The sequence below is a fragment of the Pantoea sp. JV6 genome (assembly GCF_025910055.1).
In the GTDB taxonomy this organism is placed as follows: Bacteria; Pseudomonadota; Gammaproteobacteria; order Enterobacterales; family Enterobacteriaceae; genus Pantoea; species Pantoea agglomerans.
The window spans coordinates 83,415-103,296 of the sequence record NZ_JAPCIM010000003.1 but is presented as its reverse complement, the minus strand read 5'-3'; the positions used below and the strand labels follow the sequence as shown (position 1 = coordinate 103,296).

Annotated in this window: 15 protein-coding genes and 1 pseudogene; 9 read left to right on the top strand and 7 right to left on the bottom strand. The window is 54.1% G+C overall.

Translation table 11 applies throughout. From position 1 onward, the window contains the following. The first annotated feature begins 86 nt into the window (after nt 1-86). Both hprR and OK412_RS04465 read left to right on the top strand, forming a co-directional pair. Entirely contained in the window at nt 87-767 is a 681-nt protein-coding gene (hprR, locus tag OK412_RS04470) for a response regulator transcription factor HprR (protein ID WP_022624753.1), read from the top strand. After that, nucleotides 760-2,117 (top strand): annotated as a pseudogene (locus OK412_RS04465) (heavy metal sensor histidine kinase). Before hprR ends, OK412_RS04465 begins: the two are co-directional and overlap by 8 nt. Nucleotides 2,118-2,380: 263 nt before the next feature. On the opposite strand, the gene OK412_RS04460 reads toward OK412_RS04465, so the two are convergent. Further along, nucleotides 2,381-2,674, bottom strand: coding sequence for a DUF1330 domain-containing protein (locus tag OK412_RS04460; RefSeq protein WP_010670299.1), 294 nt, complete (start codon nt 2,672-2,674; stop codon nt 2,381-2,383). A gap of 401 nt (nt 2,675-3,075) precedes the next feature. Here OK412_RS04460 and OK412_RS04455 point away from each other — a divergent pair, with 401 nt between their 5' ends. From OK412_RS04455 to OK412_RS04440, 4 genes are all read left to right on the top strand, one after another. After that, the gene (locus OK412_RS04455; protein WP_264352744.1) at nt 3,076-3,981 is read left to right on the top strand and encodes a LysR family transcriptional regulator; all 906 of its coding nucleotides are present in this window, start codon (nt 3,076-3,078) and stop codon (nt 3,979-3,981) included. A gap of 147 nt (nt 3,982-4,128) precedes the next feature. Next, nucleotides 4,129-4,689: a YfiR family protein gene (locus tag OK412_RS04450; protein WP_010670301.1), complete on the top strand. Its 561-nt coding sequence runs from the start codon at nt 4,129-4,131 to the stop codon at nt 4,687-4,689. Nucleotide 4,690: 1 nt separating this feature from the next. Continuing rightward, the gene (locus tag OK412_RS04445) at nt 4,691-5,899 is read left to right on the top strand and encodes a diguanylate cyclase domain-containing protein (protein WP_010247285.1); all 1,209 of its coding nucleotides are present in this window, start codon (nt 4,691-4,693) and stop codon (nt 5,897-5,899) included. A gap of 2 nt (nt 5,900-5,901) precedes the next feature. After that, nucleotides 5,902-6,375 (top strand): OmpA family protein, encoded by a 474-nt coding sequence (locus tag OK412_RS04440; RefSeq protein ID WP_264352743.1) that lies wholly within the window; start codon nt 5,902-5,904, stop codon nt 6,373-6,375. Between the two features lie 158 nt (nt 6,376-6,533). Here OK412_RS04440 and OK412_RS04435 read toward each other — a convergent pair whose 3' ends face one another. The 4 genes from OK412_RS04435 to OK412_RS04420 form a co-directional block, all read right to left on the bottom strand. Next, complete coding sequence (locus OK412_RS04435; RefSeq protein WP_264352742.1) at nt 6,534-7,544, bottom strand: Gfo/Idh/MocA family protein; 1,011 nt, start codon at nt 7,542-7,544, stop codon at nt 6,534-6,536. Nucleotides 7,545-7,553: 9 nt separating this feature from the next. Further along, nucleotides 7,554-8,381: a TIM barrel protein gene (locus OK412_RS04430; protein WP_306666813.1), complete on the bottom strand. Its 828-nt coding sequence runs from the start codon at nt 8,379-8,381 to the stop codon at nt 7,554-7,556. A 98-nt stretch (nt 8,382-8,479) separates the two neighbouring features. Then, nucleotides 8,480-9,928: a sugar porter family MFS transporter gene (locus OK412_RS04425; protein ID WP_010670306.1), complete on the bottom strand. Its 1,449-nt coding sequence runs from the start codon at nt 9,926-9,928 to the stop codon at nt 8,480-8,482. A 321-nt stretch (nt 9,929-10,249) separates the two neighbouring features. Beyond that, nucleotides 10,250-11,152 carry a LysR family transcriptional regulator gene (locus tag OK412_RS04420; protein WP_010247278.1) on the bottom strand — a complete coding sequence of 301 codons (903 nt, stop codon included), beginning with the start codon at nt 11,150-11,152 and terminating at the stop codon, nt 10,250-10,252. A gap of 100 nt (nt 11,153-11,252) precedes the next feature. On the opposite strand from OK412_RS04420, the gene OK412_RS04415 reads away from it, so the two are divergent. Then, nucleotides 11,253-12,320, top strand: coding sequence for an SDR family oxidoreductase (locus tag OK412_RS04415; protein ID WP_010247277.1), 1,068 nt, complete (start codon nt 11,253-11,255; stop codon nt 12,318-12,320). Nucleotides 12,321-12,408: 88 nt separating this feature from the next. After that, complete coding sequence (locus OK412_RS04410) at nt 12,409-13,065, top strand: SDR family oxidoreductase (RefSeq protein WP_033768487.1); 657 nt, start codon at nt 12,409-12,411, stop codon at nt 13,063-13,065. A gap of 104 nt (nt 13,066-13,169) precedes the next feature. On the opposite strand, the gene fumA is transcribed toward OK412_RS04410, so the two are convergent. Together fumA and OK412_RS04400 are read right to left on the bottom strand one after the other, a co-directional pair. After that, a complete protein-coding gene (fumA, locus tag OK412_RS04405) occupies nt 13,170-14,816 on the bottom strand; it encodes a class I fumarate hydratase FumA (protein ID WP_033780190.1) in 1,647 nt (548 codons plus the stop codon). 156 nt (nt 14,817-14,972) lie between these two features. Continuing rightward, a complete protein-coding gene (locus OK412_RS04400) occupies nt 14,973-16,481 on the bottom strand; it encodes an anion permease (RefSeq protein WP_010247273.1) in 1,509 nt (502 codons plus the stop codon). Nucleotides 16,482-17,069: 588 nt separating this feature from the next. Between OK412_RS04400 and OK412_RS04395 the strand changes: the two genes are divergently transcribed. Beyond that, nucleotides 17,070-19,850, top strand: coding sequence for a flavocytochrome c (locus OK412_RS04395; protein ID WP_031592419.1), 2,781 nt, complete (start codon nt 17,070-17,072; stop codon nt 19,848-19,850). The last annotated feature ends 32 nt before the right edge of the window (nt 19,851-19,882 follow it).

Below are 19,882 nucleotides of genomic sequence, written 5' to 3'. Positions count from 1 at the left end.
TCGTTCTGCCTGTCAGAAAGATGACCATATTGTCATCTGGCGCTGAAACGCTGGGGCGGTCATAAATTTCATGGCAAACTGCGCCGATGAAACTATTACTGATTGAAGATAACCAGAAGGCGAGCGCCTGGGTGCGTAAGGGGCTGGAAGAAGCAGGCTATATCGTGGATTACGCTGCAGATGGACGGGATGGTCTGCATCTCGGGCTGTCACATCCCTACAGCCTGGTGATACTGGATATTATGCTGCCGGGAATGGATGGGTGGCAGGTGCTGAAAACCCTGCGTACCGCCAGTCAGATTCCGGTGATTTGCCTGACCGCCAGAGACTCGGTGGATGATCGGGTGAAAGGGCTGGAACTGGGGGCCAATGATTACCTGGTTAAGCCGTTCTCTTTTGCGGAGTTGCTTGCTCGGGTAAGAAATCAGCTCCGGCAGCAGCAGCCGCACAGTAGCGTACTACGGGTGGGCGATCTGGTGCTGGACTCAGCGCGCTTTCAGGTTCTGCGTGACGGTGTCACTCTTGCACTGACGCGCAAAGAGTTCATGCTGTTATGGCTGCTCGCCAGCCGTCACGGTGAGATTCTGCCGCGGACGCTACTGGCCAGCGAAATATGGGGCGTTAATTTCGACAGTGAAACCAATATCGTCGATGTTGCTATCCGCCGCCTGCGCCGTAAAGTCGACGACCCCTTTCCTAAAAAGCTCATCACTACGGTAAGGGGCATGGGATATTGCCTGTCAGAAAAAGGAGGCGAGGGTGACTAGCCCTTCTCTGACGCTGCGGCTGACGGCAATTTTTACGCTGATCATGGCGATGGCCTGTGGCGGCATCAGCCTGATTCTGTATAAAGCGTTACGCAGTGAACTGGTCTGGCGGGACGATCAAACGCTGATTAATCGGGCGGCGCAGTTAAGACAACTGCTTGAAGATGGTGCCCATCCCAGCTCGCTGCCGCTCTACTTCAATCGGATGGTCGATATCCATCAGGACATTCTCAGCATCCGCTCGCAGCATGAGCAAAACGTCAGTATTAATCATACCGGGATAACGTTGCCCGCGATCTCGCCCACGCCGGTCAGTACGCCACCCAGTGAGAAACAGCTGCACCGCTGGATCAATGCGGATAAGACGGAAGCGTCGGCGTTAAGCCTGCAGGCAAACTCCTCGCTCGGGCCGGTAACTATTACGCTTGCCCGGGTCGCGCGGGAGCGAGCACTGATGCTGGAGCGTTATCGCCAGCAAAGCATTCTGGTTTCACTGGCGGCATATTGCTGTGCGCCGCAGTCAGTCCGCTGTTGATTCGCAGAGGGCTAAGGGCGATCGGCCGGTTAAGTAAGATCGTGGCAGAAACGGCCAGTGACCGGTTAAATCAGCCCGTGCCACTTCAGGCTATCCCGCAGGAGCTGCTACCGATTGGCAATGCACTTAACGCTATGCGTCAGCGCTTATCCACGGACTTTATCCGTCTGACCCAGTTTGCCGACGATCTGGCCCACGAAATCCGCACGCCCATTAATGTGTTACTGGGCCAGAATCAGGTCGCGCTGGGTCATGAACGCTCAGCCGCTGAATATCAGACGCTGCTCGAAGGCAACATTGAAGAGCTTGAGAGTCTGTCGCGTCTCACTGAAAACATTCTCTTCCTGGCTCGCGCCACGCACCACAATATCAGACTCAATAAACAGGACTTCCTGCTGCAGGACGCGCTGGAATCGCTGATCGACTTTCTTGAACCGGTTGCGGAAGAGCAGGAGAAGGCCATTGAGCTGAGCGCCGAAGGCAGCCTCACCGCGGATAAAATGCTGTTCCAGCGTGCGATGAGTAACCTGCTGATCAACGCCATTCGTTATTCGCCAGAAAAAGGCACGATTCAGGTCAGTACCTGTCATCACGCTGACTACGTTGAGATTGAGGTGTTGAACGCGGGCGAAGCGCTGGAGGAGCCTGAAAAATTATTTGAACGCTTCTGGCGGGGCGATAACGTCCGTCATACGGTCGGAAGCGGGCTGGGACTGTCGCTGGTACGCGCCATCGCCGCTTTACATGGCGGAAGTGCTTACTACCGGCATAAGAACGGGCACACTATCTTTGGCCTGCGCCTGCCCCGAAAGTGAGTGTCTGTACGAAAAACCTCATCCGTGCTGCTTTAATGAAAGCAGAAGGGGATGGAAGCGAACTGCGGAAGTCATAAAGTCAGACGCAGCCACCCCCTTGCCTGTTGCACGTTACCTAACCGGCACGGTGGTCAGGTAGCGTCAATTACCAGAATATACCTTGTCACTTTCTCGGGTAAATCCCGGCACCACTGAGCATACTGGTGACATCCTGCAGGCCCCAGGTTCGCTGGAGTCTGCATCGGCACATGACGGTGAAGTGTTTAAAGGCTGGCCCCTTCAACCAGCACAAACGTCCCGTGCGCAGCCCCTGCACGCAACAGCCTGGCAGCCTGATACGCAGGGCTTTCATAAAAACCTTTGGCTTCGGCAAAAGATTCGAACTCAAATACCACATGCCGTTCATGCGCCTCTCCCTCCAGATTTTCATACTGCCCTGACCAGGCAACGATCTTCGGATTAAACGCCTGCATGGCTTCGCCTGCAGCTCTGGCATAGTCAGCGTATGCGACAGGGTCCGATACGGTCACGTGAGCGATTAAATAACCTTTGTTCATTTCTCTTTTCCTTCCTGACAGGGGGTAAAATCCAGCGTAAGGCAGCGCGACTGGCGTGCACCAAATCCGGAATGGGGGCTAAGTTTTCAAATCTTCCTTCGGGTCAACGGATTGAGTGGTGAGTAACAACCTTTTCACTGAGTGCTTCCCGATACCTTGGGTCATGTTTGTCGCGGAACCGACAGTGATCTGAATGATGCGGGGATCTGAGCCAGTGCTTATGTACACAACTCTGCATGGCAGTTCGCAACAGCGTTAAGCCTTTCAGAGAGACGATTCACCCTCATAACGTTCAGATCGCGTTCTGCAATATCCGCGGTGTGAAAGCAGTCTATTACCCATTAATATGGTGATAAATAACGTAAGAAATAACGCACTGTTACTCTGAAGGAGAACAATGAATGAAAAACCTTGAGGCGCTGATTATTTTTGCACGCGTGGCGGAAATGAAGAGTTTTACTCAGGCAGCTGAAAGCCTGGGAATTCAGAAAGGACGCGCCTCATTAGTGGTGCGCGAACTCGAAAGGGAGACAGGCGCGACGCTTCTGCATCGCACCACGCGAACAGTGCAGTTAACGGAAGATGGACGGGCTTTTTACTCACGCGCCCGCGATCTGTTATCGGAAGCCGAAGAATTACAGTCCATGTTCTCTAACGAGGGGATGTCACTGCGGGGCCGGATACGCGTTGATATGCCTGCCGTGCTGGCACAATGCGTGGTAATCCCCGCGCTGCCGCAGTTGCTGGAGGCACACCCTGAACTGGAGATCGAGCTTTCAAGTACCGATCGGCGCGTTGATTTAGTTCATGAAGGATTTGATTGTGTCATCCGTCTGGGGCCAATCGTTGATGACACGCTTATTGCTCGCCCGCTGGGGCAGCTGCGCATGATCAATGCAGCCAGTCCGGGCTATCTGGCGCGCTTCGGGGTACCGCAGACGATTGATGACCTTCTCAGTCAGGGCCACCAGATGGTTCATTACCAGCGGAGCTTTGGTTCGAAGCCAGATGGCTGGGAGTATCCGGCGGATGACGGCTATCAATTGCTGATGTTACCCGGCGCCATAAGGGTCAACAGCGTACCGGCCTATCATGAGGCGGGACTGGCCGGGCTGGGCTTGATCCAGGGCGGTTACTCAACACTGGCGCCCTATATTGAGCGCGGTGCGCTGGTTGAAGTCCTTCCCAATCTGCGTCCTGAGCCGCTTAGTGCCTCTTTTGTTGTCGCGCACCGACGAAATCTGTCGCGGCGTGTCAGAGCCTTTATGCACTGGACCGAAGAAATTTTAAAACCTTATTTTGACTGATAGCACAGTGATTCTTACGCCAGATAAAAGTACAACAACAGGGTATGTGGCAAACCAAACCAGAAGTACAAATTTAATCACCGCTATGCTAATATTTCCGCGCTTATTAAGGCGTCCTGCCATGCGTAGAATTTTTGGGAACGCAGTATGATCGATAAATATCAAATTCATCATGACGTCGATGTGCTGCTTTTCATACGCCACATCTGCAAACTCGTTTATACGGGACTTATTTTGCTGCTGCTTATTCCTCATATTGCCAGTGCCGAAATAAAAGATGGCAAAGCCAATGATATCGTCAGTGGTATTATCAGCTTCACCCAGTGGACGGGCTTAAAACAACCGCCTCAATTATGTATTTTTTCTTCAGCCCGGCATCTCTCCTTGCCGGACAATGCCTCCTCTGCGGCAGCCACATTCACCGTTGTTTATCTTGCCAGCGCAGGCGACCTGCCGTCGCACAGATGCGACGCCGTCTATTTCGGCGATCAGACGTCACAACAGCAGGTGGACCTGATTCAGCAGTTTAAGGGCAGAGCCGTCCTTACCCTCGCGGAGAACAATGCGGATTGCACGCGGGGCGCCGCGTTTTGCCTGATTTTTCATCCGGGCCACACGCTTTTTTCCGTTAACCTTGATTCGCTTGCCAGAAGCGGTGTCAGGGTGAGTCCGGACGTGCTTTTGCTGTCCCGCGAGAGAAGCGAATAAAATGAAATTCGATAAATTAAGAAATGACAAATCATCGATACGCAATAAACTGCGAAAAATAAGCACCATCAACGCTGCGGTGATATTACTGTTGTGCTGGCTGTTGCTCTCTTCGACGTCGCTGCTATTCATTAAAAATTACGAGAAGCGAAACCTTGAATTAATCGGCGCAACCCTCAGCACCACGCTAACCGCTGCGACCGTTTTTTCCGACAGTTACGATGCGCACAATAAAATTGCACGGCTCGGCAATGAAGGGATGTACGCGTCTGCGAAACTGGTCACTAAAGATCAAATTGTTCTGGTCAACTGGCATGCTCAGCAGGAGCAGACGGGCTGGTATTCGCGGTTATTACGTGAGTGGATTTATCTTAAACCGCTTAACGTCAGTATCATTCACTCTGACGTTGCTGTCGGTACATTAACGCTGGAAGGCACCGTGACCGGCGCGGTGAGTTTCATTCGATACTCCTTCATGATTCTGACCAGCGGTATGCTATGTGTACTGATTATCTCCCTTTTGCTGAGTGAATTTCTGCATCGGGGTATGCTCGCTACACTGCGCAACATTACCAGCTCGATTCACTATGTGATTCATTCCGGTGATTTTTCCTTGCGTATACCGGAGAGCACGACGAGTGAGTTTCAGCTATTTTCAGATGATCTCAATTCGTTGCTGAGGGAAATGCAATCGCTAAAGGCTTCGCTTATCCGAGATAATCGCTCGCTGGCAGCCAAAGCGCTGGAGGACCCGTTAACCGGTCTTGCAAACCGCAGCGCCTTTGCTGCTCACCTTTCCCGGCTTCTCGACCAGCAATATGCTGAGGAGCGTTTTGCCTTACTGTTTCTTGATGGCGATCGCTTTAAAAGTATCAATGATAACTGGGGCCATGCCGCCGGGGATGAGGTATTAAAAGCGATAGCAGCACGCCTGCTATCACTGGCATCTGAACAGGATTTAGTCGCCCGTTTAGGTGGGGATGAATTTGCCATGCTGGTGAGCAGTCAGGTCAGTGAGGAGCAATTACAGCAACTCATGCAGGACATCCATGACCTCATCATGGAAAAAATCATCCTTGCAGAAGGTACGCCGATAAATACCTCGGTTACCATTGGCTACGCCTGGTCACAACACGGCGATACGGTTGAGTCTATTCTCGAACGCGCTGACATGAATATGTACAAAAATAAGCGAACAAATAAGGCTTAAAGATGAAAAAAAATATTTCCCTGATGCTGCTTATTTTAGCGCTGGTCGGTTGTCAGTCTAAAGAACGTTTTAGTGAGGCGCAGATCGCAGCGATGCAGCGTGCGGGATTCACTCAAAATAGGGAAGGCTGGGGATTAGGCTTATCAGATAAGATCCTGTTTGGTGTAAACGAATCAGAACTTACACCCTCCAGCAAAAGAAATATTCAGGGGATGGCAAAAAACCTGGCGTCGACCGGTATTAAGCATGTGCGAATTGACGGGCACACCGATAATTACGGCAAACCAGATTATAACCAACAGCTGTCGCTAAAAAGAGCTAACGCAGTCGCGGCACAGTGGGCGGAAGGGGCTGCTATACCGCGCGAAAATATTATCACACGTGGATTAGGCATGAGTGCACCCGTTACCAGCAACATTAGCGCGCAGGGACGCGCGCAAAATCGGCGTGTGGCAATTGTGATTACTGCGCCGTGATAATGAGTTAACAGTGGGCAGTGCTGCGCGCTCAGGCCGGTATGACTCAATGTCCTGCCTGGCGGCTTTATCCGGTTACCGATGATGCGTGAAGAGCCGCTGGAAAAGATGAAACGGAGGGGAAAATGCACGGCGGAACCCGCCGTGCAGCGTTGCTATCAGCGATAAAACGCCGGTCTTGCTGGCATAGTGACCGGCACAATTTCACCGGAAGTCTGGGCCGCGACGCAGGCATCAGCGGCCACCGCGGCGGCGTAACCATCCCAGGCGGAGGGACCGGTCATCTCACCGCTGATGACGTTGTTGATAAATGCCTGTAACTCCACGTCATACGCATCGATAAAGCGCTTTTTCCAGTCAGTCAGAATGGTGGTGGAGAGCTTAGCCGCACTGCGCAGCTGCACAGAGACCGGCTCCGGCAGACGAGCAATGCCGCTTTCACCCACCACTTCACACTGAATATCGTAACCATATTCACAGTTCACGAAGATTTCGACATCAATGCGCGCCCCTTTGGTGGTCTCAAGCAGCACGATTTGCGGATCGCGCAGATGTGACGACGCCTTACGGGTTTTACGCGGGAAGATCACCTGCACGCTGGCATAATCATCATCCAGCAGCCAGCGCAGCACATCGAGTTCGTGGATCAGCGTATCGGTGATCGCCATGTCGGTGGTGTAGCTCTCGCCCACTTCCGGGTTACGGTGTGCGCAGTGCAGCATCAAAGGCTCGCCAATTTCGCCGCTGTCGATCACCGCTTTTAGCGCGCGATAGCCGCTGTCATAAGGGCGCATAAACCCGACCTGCACCAGCTGACGTCCTGCCTTAATTTCTGCTTCCACAATGTTCATGCAGCCCTGCGCGGTAACCGCCAGCGGTTTTTCGCAGAACACCGCTTTACCCGCCTCTATGCAGGCCAGCACAAAGGCTTCATGCGTCGGGCCCCAGGAGGTCACCAGCACCGCATTGACCTGCGGATCGTTAATCAGATCAATCGCATTGTCATAAATGCGCGCTTCCGGCGTCAGCTCATTGACGATTTGCTGGCAGTTTTCACGGTTGATATCGTTTAGCGCCACTACGCGCGCGTTCTGTAACACGGTGCTGCAACGGCGGATGTGTTCGCGACCGATTGCGCCGGTGCCGATGACGCCAATATTAATAGTCATGATAATTCCTTAAGCTGAGTGGTTTAACAGCTGGATGCTGTCGCGAATTTCGCGGGCAATGTCCGCTTCCTGCCAGCTGTTCATCACTGAGGAGAACGGCTCAAAGGCGTAAAGGCCGGTGTAACCCATCTTCTCCAGTCGCTCGACCTGCTGCTTACTGCGCAAGCGGTCTTCCGCGCTGAGCATGATGCGCTCTTCGTCGGTTAGCTGATTAACCGGGCGCGGGTCGGTGACGCCGGAAAGGTGAACCAGACCGATCTGCTGAATATCGATCTCCTGTTCGAAGGTCTGTTCCGCATCTTCAAACAGATGATGATGGAAGGTATCGATCAGCAAGCTGAATGGCACACCCGCTTCATGGATCAGCGTCTGAGCCTGAGTCGCCGAACGCAGCGAGCTTTGCGGAAAGCCCAGCGGTTCCACCAGCCCCTGAATACCTGCCTCAGCGAACAGCGGGGCCAGGGTTTTCAGCGCGCTTACGGTGTCGGCAGCGCTAATCGGCGTGCCGTCATTAAGCGGGCAGAGCACCAGCGATTCAGCGCCGACCGCCTGCGCATCACTTAACAGCTGGCGGGTGCGTTGCAGCACCTCTTCATTCAGCTGATTAAAGGGATAAAGCGCATTGATGGTCACAATCCGGATGCCTGACTCACGCGCCAGGGCTTTTACCTCGTCGCCGCTGAGATCGTCGGTGACGCGGCCACTGGGCATATCATTACGCAGTTCGACATTATGGATACCGAGCTGGCTGACCAGTTTAAAAAACTGCGGAAGGGTGAGGCTGGGCGCAATTTTACGGTTGATGCAAAAGCGCGCGTTGGGAATATTCAGGCTCATAACAATTTCCTTGAATGTAGGGGTACAGTGTTAATAGCAATCGGGTAGTCAGCGTAATGCTGCGGGCCGTGAGTTATTCAATACGGACGTTTCAGGCACTATTTTTTGCCGTTGCCGTTATAAAGCGCATAGAAATAGTGCTCGACCTGCTCAAGACTTCTTCCCCGGGTCTCGGGAATAAACTTCACAACAAAAACAGAACCGCCGATGCCGATAGCCGCGAATATAAAGAAGGCTCCGGCCAGACCAAATGCGGCTAATAACAGCGGGAAGGCCATGGAGATGGCGAAATTGGCGATCCACAGTGAGAAGACAGCGCCACCCATACAGATGCCACGCATCCGGGCGGGGAAGATTTCCGACAGCAGCAGCCAGGTAACGGGTGACAATGCGCCCTGCTGGAAGCAGAGAAACATCAGCATTCCCGCCAGCACCAGATAAGCCCGCAGCAGGTTGACCGTGCCGTTGAGGTATTCCGGCATCAACCAGCAGACCAGCCCGATAAAGAACAGGCAGCAGGTGCAGCCCATCTGTCCGATTAACACCAGCGGACGGCGTCCCACTTTGCCGATTAGCCAGATACCCGCCAGCGTCATCACCACGGAGATCACGCCATTGGCGATGGTGGCGAACAGCGCGGCATCGTTGCTCAGTCCGGCGGCGGTCAGCATGGTGGGGGCGTAATACATAATGGTATTCACCCCGGTCAGCTGCTGGATGGCGGCAATACCCACGCCCAGCAGGAAGATTTTCATCAGCCAGGGTGTGGCGAGATCGCGCAGGCGGCCTTTGCCACGCTGACGGTTCTCTTCAATGGTTTCCTCAATCTCTTCCAGCTCCCACTCGACATCTTCGGCGGCACGGGTTTTTTCCAGGACCTCGCGCGCTGCCTGACTGCGGCCTTTCATTACGTGCCAGCGCGGGGTTTCAGGCATAAAAATCATGCCGATCCAGAGCAGAACAGCAGGGACAATCGACAGCGCCAGCATCCAGCGCCAGGTATTTTCGCCGCCCCAGATATCGTTAAAGGTGGCGTTGGAGATGTACGCCAGCAGCTGACCGCTGACGATCATCAGCTCCTGCAGGGTGACCAGCTGGCCACGTTTATTGGCGGGGGCGATTTCTGCGATGTAGACCGGCACGGTCGCGGCAGCACCCCCCACGGCAAAGCCCAGGAACAGGCGAGAAGCGATCATCCAGGTGACATCAGGCGCCAGCGCCGAGCCGACAGCGCCAAAAGCGAAGATAAGCGCCAGCGCAATGATAATGCGTCGTCTGCCGAGGCCATCCGCCAGATGACCGGCTGCCAGCGCGCCGAAGGCTGCACCAAACAGCAGGGAGCTGGTGACCAGCCCGGTAGTAAATGGGGTGAGATGCAAATCGCCGCGCATAAACAGTAATGCGCCTGAGACTACACCGGTGTCATAACCAAACAGCAATCCACCCAGGGTGGCGACCAGCGCAATAATCTTCACAAAAGGCTCGGTGCGGGTAGTGCTATTTGGACCGGATGCCGGGTTCGACGAGATATAAAGTTCTTTTTCCATGAATACTCCTGGTAATAACGGCAAAGACAAAACGTCAGAACATGAAGAAGACATCACCCTACTGATATTTTTATTTCGGGTTAAATTATATTTGAAACTTAGTTTTCATTATGTGAGCTCAACCCTTCCGCCATTTTTATTTTGATGGGATTCCATCAAGGCGAAAATAAAAACATTAAATTTAAGCGGGTTATAGAGGAGGTTGATAAGTTACCGGCGGTTCAGGCAGGGCGGAACAACGGGAAATCAGCGTCTGGAAAGAGTAAATGATCGCGGTCAGGATGAAACATCCCAACCGCGATAAACAGATAGCAGGGCGGGTTAGCGGATTTCCAGCGCGGTGAGCGCTGATAACAGCGCATCGACCTTAGGCAGGAACTGTTTACGGCGTGGCCACACCACGCTCAGCGTCAGCCCCTCTGGCTGCAACTGCGGCAAAATTATCTCCAGGTCGCCCTGTTTCACGGCATGCTGAATCAGCCACGAGGGCATTTGTGCCACACCCAGCCCGGCGATGACAGCCTGCAGCTGGGCATCAACGTCGCCCAGTGCCAGCCGGTACGGCACCTCGCGCCAGTGCGGCTGACCATCTTCGGTGGTGAACAGCCAGGGTTTGGTGCTGCCATCTACACGCTCATAAAGGATGGCGCGGTGGTTCAGCAGCGCCGCCTCATCTTCAGGTCGTCCTTCACGTGCCAGATAAGCGGGTGAGGCACAGAACTGCATCTGCTCGCGGCCCATATTGCGCCAGCCCAGCGAAGCAGGCAGGTCGGGCGCGCCGCCGATCCGTACCGCCACATCCACGCCCTCTTCAAACAGGTCAACAAAGCGGTCAGAAAAACTCAGGCTCAGAGCCAGTTCCGGGTGTTGCTGACAAAAGGGCATCAGCAGCGGCATCACATTGAGGCGGCCATAGGTGGTGGGCACCGCCAGGCGCAGGCGACCGGAAGGAATGGTTCGCTGTGCCGCCAGCACCGCTTCGGCTTCGGCCAGATCCTCCAGAATGCGCAGGCAGGTCTGGTAATAGGCGCTGCCCGCGTCGGTGAGGTGCAGGCTCCGTGTGGTGCGCTCCAGCAGTCGCGAACCTAATCGCGTCTCCAGGCGGCTGACGCTTTTACTGATCGCCGATCCGGTCACGTGCAGACGCTCCGCAGCGGCGGTAAAACTGCCACACTCTACGCTGGCAACAAACGGCAGAATATCTTTGAGGCGATGATCGTGCATCGATTAATGAACTCAGGTTGAGAATGCTGTGAATAAATGCCAGAGATAAGAACTGAATTCTCTATTAGGCTTAGCATTACGCAAAATGAGGAGAAATCAAATGAAAAAGCATGCTTTGATTGTGGGCATCAGTGGCGTTATTGGTCGCGGACTGGCAGATAAATTACAGAAGGAAGGCTGGCAGGTCAGCGGTCTGTCACGCGGACGTGGCGCGGTACCTGAAGGTGTCACCAGCCTGACGGCCGATCTGACCGATGCGGATGCCGTCCGGGACGCGCTGAAAACAGAGAAACCGGATGCGCTGTTCTTTAGCGTCTGGGCGCGTCAGGAAAATGAAAAAGAGAATATCCGCGTTAACGGCGGCATGGTGCGGAATGTGATTGAAGCACTCGGCGACCGCTTACAGGGTTCGCACGTGGCACTGGTAACCGGACTGAAGCACTACCTGGGGCCGTTTGAAGCTTACGGCAAAGGCGCTGTGCCTGTCACGCCGTTCCGTGAAGAGCAGGGCCGTCAGCCGGTCGATAACTTCTACTATGCGCAGGAAGATGAAGTGTTCGCTGGTGCAGAGAAGTATGACTACCGCTGGAGTGTGCATCGCCCACACACCATCATCGGTTATGCCGTAGGCAATGCGATGAATATGGGGCAGACACTGGCGGTCTACGCAACGCTGTGTAAAGAGAAAGGCTGGCCGTTTATCTTCCCTGGCTCACCTGAGCAGTGGAACGGTGTCGTTGATATGACCGATGCGGGCCTGCTGGCTGAGCAGCTGCACTGGGCGGCGACCTCACCTAATGCCGCTAATCAGGATTTCAATGCGGTAAACGGCGATGTGTTCCGCTGGAACTGGATGTGGCCAAAACTGGCTGACTATTTCGGCATTGAAGCAGCAGAATACCCGGCGCAGATGATGCCGCTGGAAGATCGCATGCAGGAAGCCGCCAGTGCGTGGCAGGCGATTGCAGAGCAGCATCAGTTGCGTGAATCGGATGTCACCAGACTGGCTTCCTGGTGGCATACCGATGCCGACCTGGGACGTCCGATGGAAGCCTTTACCGATATGAGTAAGAGCCGCAAAGCGGGCTTCACCGGCTATCGCAGCACGCTTGACTCCTTTACTCAGCTGTTTGATAAGCTGAAAGCGGAAAAAGTGATCCCGCAATAACCCAGCAGGCGCCGCATCAGGCGCCTGTTTTGTTTCAGGCTGCTAGCTATACTCTGGCACTCAATCAGTAAATGGAGGATTGGATTCTATGGCGACATGTTTCATTATCGGCGCAGCGGGCAAAGTGGGCCAAAAGCTGACCCGTCAGCTGAGCAGTAAAGGCCATACAGTAACGGCGCTGCATCGCAAACCGGAACAGGCAGAGACGCTGCAGGCCGCAGGTGCTGAACCAGTGGCTGGCGATATTCAGCAACTGAGCGTGACGGCACTGGCAGATCTGATGACCGGTCACGATGTGGCTGTCTTCACGGCGGGTGCGGGCGGTGCCGGGATCGAGCTGACCAATGCCATTGACGGAGAAGGGCTGAAGCTGGCGGTTGCCGCAGCAGAGCAGGCGGGGGTATCACGCTTTATGCTGGTTTCCGCTTTCCCGGATGCGGGCCGCGGTAAAACTCCCTCAGAGGGATTTGAGAATTACATGCGGGTGAAGCGTCTGGCGGATGCGGAGCTGGTAGCGAGTAAGCTGGAGTGGGTGATCCTGCGACCGGGTACGCTGACCGATGAAGCCGGTACCGGTCGGGTTCATGCCGATCTGGCGATTCCGTATGGTGAGATCCCGCGCGAAGATGTGGCGGCGACACTGGTCGGCCTGATCGAAAATCCGGCGATTAAGTATCAGATCATCGAACTCACCAAAGGTGATGTGCAGATTGATGTGGCGTTGCAGCGGCTGCAGCGAGGCTAAGAAAGGCTCGTTATCACAGCCAATACGCCTGAATGCGTAACAAATTAAAGCCCCGGAGTCGGGGCTTTTTGATTTGTTAACGCAGGATTTTACTAACGCATGTGCTACTTAACGCATTTCGCGCAGTGCGCGCGCTCAATGTGCTGGAAGAAGTCGTTACCTTTGTCATCGACCAGGATAAAGGCAGGGAAGTTCTCCACCTCGATTTTCCAGATCGCTTCCATTCCCAGCTCGGGATACTCCACGCATTCCAGACTTTTAATGCTCTGCTGCGCCAGCACCGCTGCCGGTCCACCAATGCTGCCGAGATAGAAGCCGCCATGTTTATGACAGGCATCCGTCACCTGCTGGCTGCGATTGCCCTTGGCCAGCATGATCTTACTTCCGCCGTGTGCCTGAAGCAGATCCACGTAGGAATCCATACGACCGGCAGTGGTCGGGCCGAGTGAACCAGAAGCATAACCTTCAGGCGTCTTCGCCGGGCCAGCGTAATAGACCGGATGATCTTTGATGTACTGTGGTAATCCTTCGCCGTTATCGATGCGCTCTTTGAGTTTTGCATGTGCAATATCGCGCGCCACGATAATAGTGCCGGTCAGTGACAGGCGGGTTGAAACCGGATAAGAGGACAGTTGCGCCAGAATCTCTTCCATTGGGCGGTTGAGATCAACCTGCAACGCTTCACCTTCGCCCTGCTGGCGCAGTGCTTCCGGGATCAGGCGGCCTGGGTTGGCTTCCAGTTTCTCAATCCAGATACCTTCACGGTTAATCTTCGCTTTGATGTTACGGTCAGCCGAGCAGGAGACGCCCATACCGATCGGGCAGGAGGCGCCGTGACGTGGCAGACGCACCACGCGGATATCGTGCGCAAAATATTTGCCGCCAAACTGCGCACCCAGACCGAGCTGTTGCGCCGCTTCCAGCAGTTCCTGCTCCAGCTGAACGTCGCGGAACGCCTGACCGTGCTCGTTGCCTTCAGTGGGCAGCCCGTCGTAATAGTGAGTTGAGGCGAGCTTCACGGTTTTCAGGGTGCTTTCTGCCGAGGTGCCGCCGATGACAAACGCAATATGGTAGGGCGGACAGGCTGCGGTGCCGAGGGTACGCATCTTATCTACCAGGTAATTTTTCAGCTTGCCCGGGCTCAGCAGCGCTTTGGTTTCCTGATAGAGATAGGTTTTATTGGCGGAACCGCCACCTTTGGCGATACAGAGGAACTTGTACTCATCGCCATCCACGCTGTAGAGGTCGATCTGCGCTGGCAGGTTAGTGCCGGTATTCACCTCTTTATACATATCCAGAGCGGCATTCTGCGAATAGCGCAGGTTATCTTCGATATAGGTGTTGTAGATACCCTGTGACAGCGCAGCTTCATCACCGCCGCCGGTCCAGACGCGCTGGCCCTTTTTGCCCATGATGATCGCGGTGCCGGTATCCTGACAGGTTGGCAGCACGCCTTTGGCGGCAATTTCAGAGTTTCTTAAAAACTGCAGGGCGACATATTTATCATTGTCGCTGGCTTCCGGGTCATCAAGGATGGAGGCGACCTGCTGCTGGTGGGCCGGACGCAGCATAAAAGAGGCGTCATGGAACGCCTGCTGGCTGAGTAACGTCAGCGCCTGCGGATCGACTTTAAGGATCTCCTGACCCTCAAACTCGGAGACGGAGACATGCTCACGACTCAGCAGATAGTATTCGGTATCTTCGTGGGACAGCGGGAAAGGGTTCTGATAGACAAAAGGCTTGTTCGACATTTTTTCTCACTTAATGACCGGCTGAACCTCCGCGGACAGGCTGCGGGGCGCAACATCATAGGCGAATTAATTGTTTATTATGCTTCCCCACCGCGGGTGCGGTGAGGAAGTGCAGGAATGGTATCTTATAACGCGTTGATCTGCATGTTGTATCCGTCAGAACAACCACACCATCCACGGATAGGCAATCAGCATCATGGAGCCTAAGAAGATGGCACCGAAGATGGTTCCCAGACGCCAGTAGTCTTTGGTAGGCAGATAACCGCTGCCGTAGTAAATCGGGCTTGGGCCGGTGCCGTATGGCGTGATGATGCCCATCACACCCAGAGAGGTACACAACATCAGGCAGAAGACCGGCATATTGATACCCGGAATGGAGGCTGCAATGGTCAGCATGGCCGGTAACAGCGCGGTGGTGTGTGCGGTGGTACTGGCAAACAGGTAGTGCAGCAGGAAGAAGGCGATTAACAGCACCACGGCCGAAACCTGCGGGTCATAACCCTGCAGCAGCATGCCACCCTCTTTACCTAACCAGGTAATAAAGCCGACGCGGGCCAGACCATCGGCCAGTGCCACCAGGGTGGCGAACCAGGCAAAGGTGTTCCAGGCCGGTTTATTACTGGTGATGTCATTCCAGGTCAGTACGCCGGTCCACAGCATCAGTACTACCACCAGCAGCGCAGCCATGGCAGGTTCGATCCACGAGGTGGCGAAAATCCACATCAGCAGGGCGCAGACCACAAACACCAGCAGCAGGATTTCATTGCGGGTCAGTCTGCCCAGTTTTTCCAGTTCAGCGATGGCCCATTTCGGCACTTCATCATTGATTTTAACTTCAGGTGGGTAGAACCAGTAAGCCAGCAGCGGCATGGTCAGAATCAACAGCACACCCAGCGGCAGGAAGGCCAGGAACCACATGCCCCATGAGATATCAAAACCGACGATGCTTTTTACCAGTGCCAGTGCCAGCAGGTTGGGTGCCAGCGCAGAGAGGAACATGGAGCTGGTAATACAGGCCGCGGTAATCGCTACCCACATCAGATAGGAACCGATTTTTCGGGCGCTCGGGTCGTTAGGTTTAGAGCCGTAAAGCGGCGGCAGGTTGGCAATTATCGGGTAGATGGTACCGCCACTGCGCGCGGTGTTTGACGGCGTAAAGGGCGCAAGAAGCAGGTCAGCAAAGGTAATGGCATAACCCAGCGTCAGACTGCGGCGACCCAGATACTTCACCAGAATCAGGGCCAGGCGGCGACCAAACTGCGTTTTGTCATAACCTGCGGCGAACATAAAGGCACCGAAGATCAGCCAGACCGTGGAGTTGCCGAACCCACTGACCGCCCATTTGAACGACTCACTGGCGACTTTGAATTTCGGGTTAGCCAGTTCAGCCGGGCTGAAGAGCAGAAACTGGCTGAACAGCGCGATGACTACCACGCCGGTCAGGCCGATCACCGCGCCTGGCAGGGGTTCAAAGATCAATCCGACAATCACGCCGACGAAGATGGCGAAGAAGTGCCAGGCGTAGGGTTCGAGTCCGGCTGGTGTGGGCACCAGCAACAGCAACACGGCAACGAGCACCGGCAGAGCAAGCATGATAGCTTTCTTTTTACCCGGCGCCGCAGGTGCGACTTTTGGGGGTTCAGTTACAGCTGAGAGTGGTTTCATAGTATTTTATCTGCAAGTTAAGAAGAATGCGATTTGCGCCCCGGACCTTCACTGATGACTTTCTTTCTTATTCTTAATAGTGTGAATAAACCGCGATGCACTGATTTTTTAATCGACTGCTTAGCTATTGAGCTGCATTTTTAAATCCATGTAAATATGATGCGATTTTTGCAAATATAGATTTTGATCCAGATCAAAGAAATTAATTCATTATTCCCCATTTTTAACATTTATTTTTTATTTATATTTACGGCATCGACATTTTGACGGTTCTGTGAAGCTGGTCGACAAATCACCAGCTCACGCAAACTGAATGCCTTGCTTTAACCACATGATGATAAACGATTTATTTTTTATGTAAACGAATGGTTGATTTTTGGTTACCCATGGTTAACAATTAATATAACTTCACTTTATGCATTCGGCAAATAAAAACTCTAAATCATTTAAAAGTTAAAAAAGTAAATTTATCGCTTATGAAAGCAAAGAAAAGGGTATATTAGTCTCATGACATCGGACCACTTAATTAAGCGATAATTTGCGTCCGCTAAAAAATTTCCAGACTTTTAAATCTTGGAGTTTATCGCAATGAAATCTCTCACCCCCATCCTTAATCCATTGACTCTGCCTAACGGCGCTGTGTTGAAAAACCGACTGGTAATGGCACCGATGACCACCTGTACCGGCTTTTATGACGGTACGGTCACCAGTGAGCTGGTCGAGTACTATCGCGCACGTGCAGGCAGCATCGGAACCGTGATCGTTGAATGCTGCTTCATTGACAACCGTGGCCCGGCATTTCCGGGTGCCATTGCTATCGACAGCGACAACAAAATCCCTGGTCTGAAACGCATCGCGGACGCGATTAAATCTGAAGGCTCTACGGCCATTTTGCAGATCTATCACGGCGGCCGTATGGTAGAGCCGGAGCTGATTGGCGGCAAAACGCCGGTTGCGCCAAGCGCCATCGCGGCGCCGCGTGAAGGGGCAACCAAACCCCTGGCGCTGAGCGCCGAAGAAGTCGAAACCATGATCACCAAATTTGGTGATGCGGTGAACCGCGCCATCAAGGCCGGTTTCGATGGCGTCGAAATTCATGGTGCTAACACCTACCTGATTCAGCAGTTCTATTCGCCGAACTCTAACCAGCGCGATGACAAGTGGGGCGGCAGCCGCGATAACCGCGCACGCTTCCCGCTGGAAGTGCTGGAAATCACCCACAAGATGGCTGAGCGCTTCGCCCATAACTCTTTCATCATCGGCTATCGCTTCTCGCCGGAAGAGATCGAAGTGCCCGGCATTCGCTTTGACGACACGCTCTATCTGCTGGAAAAACTGGCGGCGCGCGGACTCGATTACGTCCATTTCTCGGTAGGCCAGCTGCTGCGTCCGTCAATTGTTGATACCCAGGATCCGACGCCGCTGATTGAGAAATTCGTCGCGATGCGTTCGCCTGTGCTGGCAAAAGTGCCGGTGATTGGCGTTGGCGGCGTCGTCAATAAAGCCGATGCCGAGCTGGCGCTGGAGAAAGGCTACGATCTGGTGGCGATTGGTAAAGCCTGCATCGCTTACCCGAACTGGGCTGACCGCATCATTAATAACGAACACCTCGATCTCTACATCGACAGCAACAAACGTGAAGAGCTGCAGATCCCGGAACCGCTGTGGCGCTTCTCCCTGGTCGATGCGATGATCCGCGACATGAGTGAATCGGGCCGTAAATACAAAGCGGGCGTCTATCAGGAAAAAGTCGAAGCCGAAGCGCTGAAACTGAAAATCAACGTCACGCTGGATACTGACCGTATCACCGACATCTCGCTGGTGCCGGATGACACCCTGGATGTGGACTTCACCACTACCTTTGAAAGCCTGCGTAGCCGCATCCTGGTGGCCAACAGCCCACACGTCGATGCAATTACCGGTGCGACTACCCAGAGTGAGGCGCTGAAAAAAGCGGTTTCACGCGCGCTGACCACCTCCAGCAAAGAGCATGTGATTGAAGAGGGCGGCAACCCTAACGCACCGCAGAATTACGATGTGGTGATTGTGGGCAGCGGCGGCGCCGGTCTTGCGGCGGCGATTCAGGCGCACGATGAAGGGGCGCGCGTGGTCATCATCGAGAAGATGCCGACCATCGGCGGTAACACCATTAAAGCCTCAGTGGGCATGAACGCCGCGGAAACTCGTTTCCAGAAACTCAAAGGCATCGAAGACAGCAAAGAGCTGTTCTACGAGGAGACGCTGAAAGGCGGTCAGTTTAAAAATAATCCGGTGCTGCTGCGTGAGTTTGTAGAGCTGGCTCCGGAGGCGATTGAGTGGCTGGCGAATCACGGCATTGAGCTTAACGACATCACCATTACCGGCGGGATGAGCATCGATCGTACCCACCGTCCGGCGGATCGTTCAGCGGTGGGTGGCTTCCTGATCAGCGGTCTGGTTAAAAACATCAACAGCCGCAACATCGAAGTCCTGCTTGAAACCTCAGTCTCAGAAATCCTCTATGAGAACGGCGCGGTAGCGGGTGTGAGAGTGGTCGATGAGTACAACGACAGCCGCATCCTGAACGCGAAAAGCGTGATTGTGGCGACCGGCGGATTCAGTGCGAACCGTGAACTGGTAGTGAAATATCGCCCTGAACTCGATGGCTTTGTCACCACCAACCACAAAGGCGCCACCGGCAGCGGTATTGCCATGCTGGAAAAAATTGGTGCCGGTACCGTGGATATGGGCGAAATCCAGATTCACCCAACGGTTGAACAGACCACCTCTTATCTGGTCTCTGAATCCATTCGTGGCGGCGGTGCTATCCTGGTCAGTCAGGCGGGTGAGCGCTTCTACAACGAAATGGAAACCCGCGATAAAGTCTCGGCGCAGATTATCGCCTTGCCAGAGAAGAGTGCCTGGATTGTGTTTGACGAGCAGGTGCGGATGAATAACAAAGCGGCTGACGAATATATCGCCAAAGGCTTTGTGGTCAGCGCGCCAACCGTGGCGGAACTGGCGGTGAAACTCAACATGAGTGAGCATCATACGCTGGAAGCCACGCTGGCCCGTTACAACAACTTCGTTATCATGCAGAAAGATGAAGACTTCGGTCGCCAGACCGCGCTGCGTCATCCTCTGAGTGAAGCGCCGTTCTACGCGATTCGTGTTGCACCGGGCGTACACCACACCATGGGCGGCGTCACCATTGACACTACCACCGCGGTGCTGGACAGCCAGAAACAGGTGATTAACGGCGCCTGGGCCTGTGGCGAAGTGGTTGGCGGCATTCACGGCGCGAACCGCATCGGTGGTAACGCAGTCGCCGATATCATTATCTTCGGCATTCTGGCCGGTGGTAACGCCGCCGCTTACGCCCGACGTTAAGAGTCGTCTCCGGCATCCGCGCTCTGCGGATG

Bases quoted from the DNA above. Each gene is read 5' to 3' on its own strand.
- hprR (WP_022624753.1), top strand. From the start codon at position 87: ATGAAACTATTACTGATTGAAGATAACCAGAAGGCGAGCGCCTGGGTG.
- OK412_RS04460 (WP_010670299.1), bottom strand. From the start codon at position 2,674: ATGAACAAAGGTTATTTAATCGCTCACGTGACCGTATCGGACCCTGTC.
- OK412_RS04455 (WP_264352744.1), top strand. From the start codon at position 3,076: ATGAAAAACCTTGAGGCGCTGATTATTTTTGCACGCGTGGCGGAAATG.
- OK412_RS04450 (WP_010670301.1), top strand. From the start codon at position 4,129: ATGATCGATAAATATCAAATTCATCATGACGTCGATGTGCTGCTTTTC.
- OK412_RS04445 (WP_010247285.1), top strand. From the start codon at position 4,691: ATGAAATTCGATAAATTAAGAAATGACAAATCATCGATACGCAATAAA.
- OK412_RS04440 (WP_264352743.1), top strand. From the start codon at position 5,902: ATGAAAAAAAATATTTCCCTGATGCTGCTTATTTTAGCGCTGGTCGGT.
- OK412_RS04435 (WP_264352742.1), bottom strand. From the start codon at position 7,544: ATGACTATTAATATTGGCGTCATCGGCACCGGCGCAATCGGTCGCGAA.
- OK412_RS04430 (WP_306666813.1), bottom strand. From the start codon at position 8,381: ATGAGCCTGAATATTCCCAACGCGCGCTTTTGCATCAACCGTAAAATT.
- OK412_RS04425 (WP_010670306.1), bottom strand. From the start codon at position 9,928: ATGGAAAAAGAACTTTATATCTCGTCGAACCCGGCATCCGGTCCAAAT.
- OK412_RS04420 (WP_010247278.1), bottom strand. From the start codon at position 11,152: ATGCACGATCATCGCCTCAAAGATATTCTGCCGTTTGTTGCCAGCGTA.
- OK412_RS04415 (WP_010247277.1), top strand. From the start codon at position 11,253: ATGAAAAAGCATGCTTTGATTGTGGGCATCAGTGGCGTTATTGGTCGC.
- OK412_RS04410 (WP_033768487.1), top strand. From the start codon at position 12,409: ATGGCGACATGTTTCATTATCGGCGCAGCGGGCAAAGTGGGCCAAAAG.
- fumA (WP_033780190.1), bottom strand. From the start codon at position 14,816: ATGTCGAACAAGCCTTTTGTCTATCAGAACCCTTTCCCGCTGTCCCAC.
- OK412_RS04400 (WP_010247273.1), bottom strand. From the start codon at position 16,481: ATGAAACCACTCTCAGCTGTAACTGAACCCCCAAAAGTCGCACCTGCG.
- OK412_RS04395 (WP_031592419.1), top strand. From the start codon at position 17,070: ATGAAATCTCTCACCCCCATCCTTAATCCATTGACTCTGCCTAACGGC.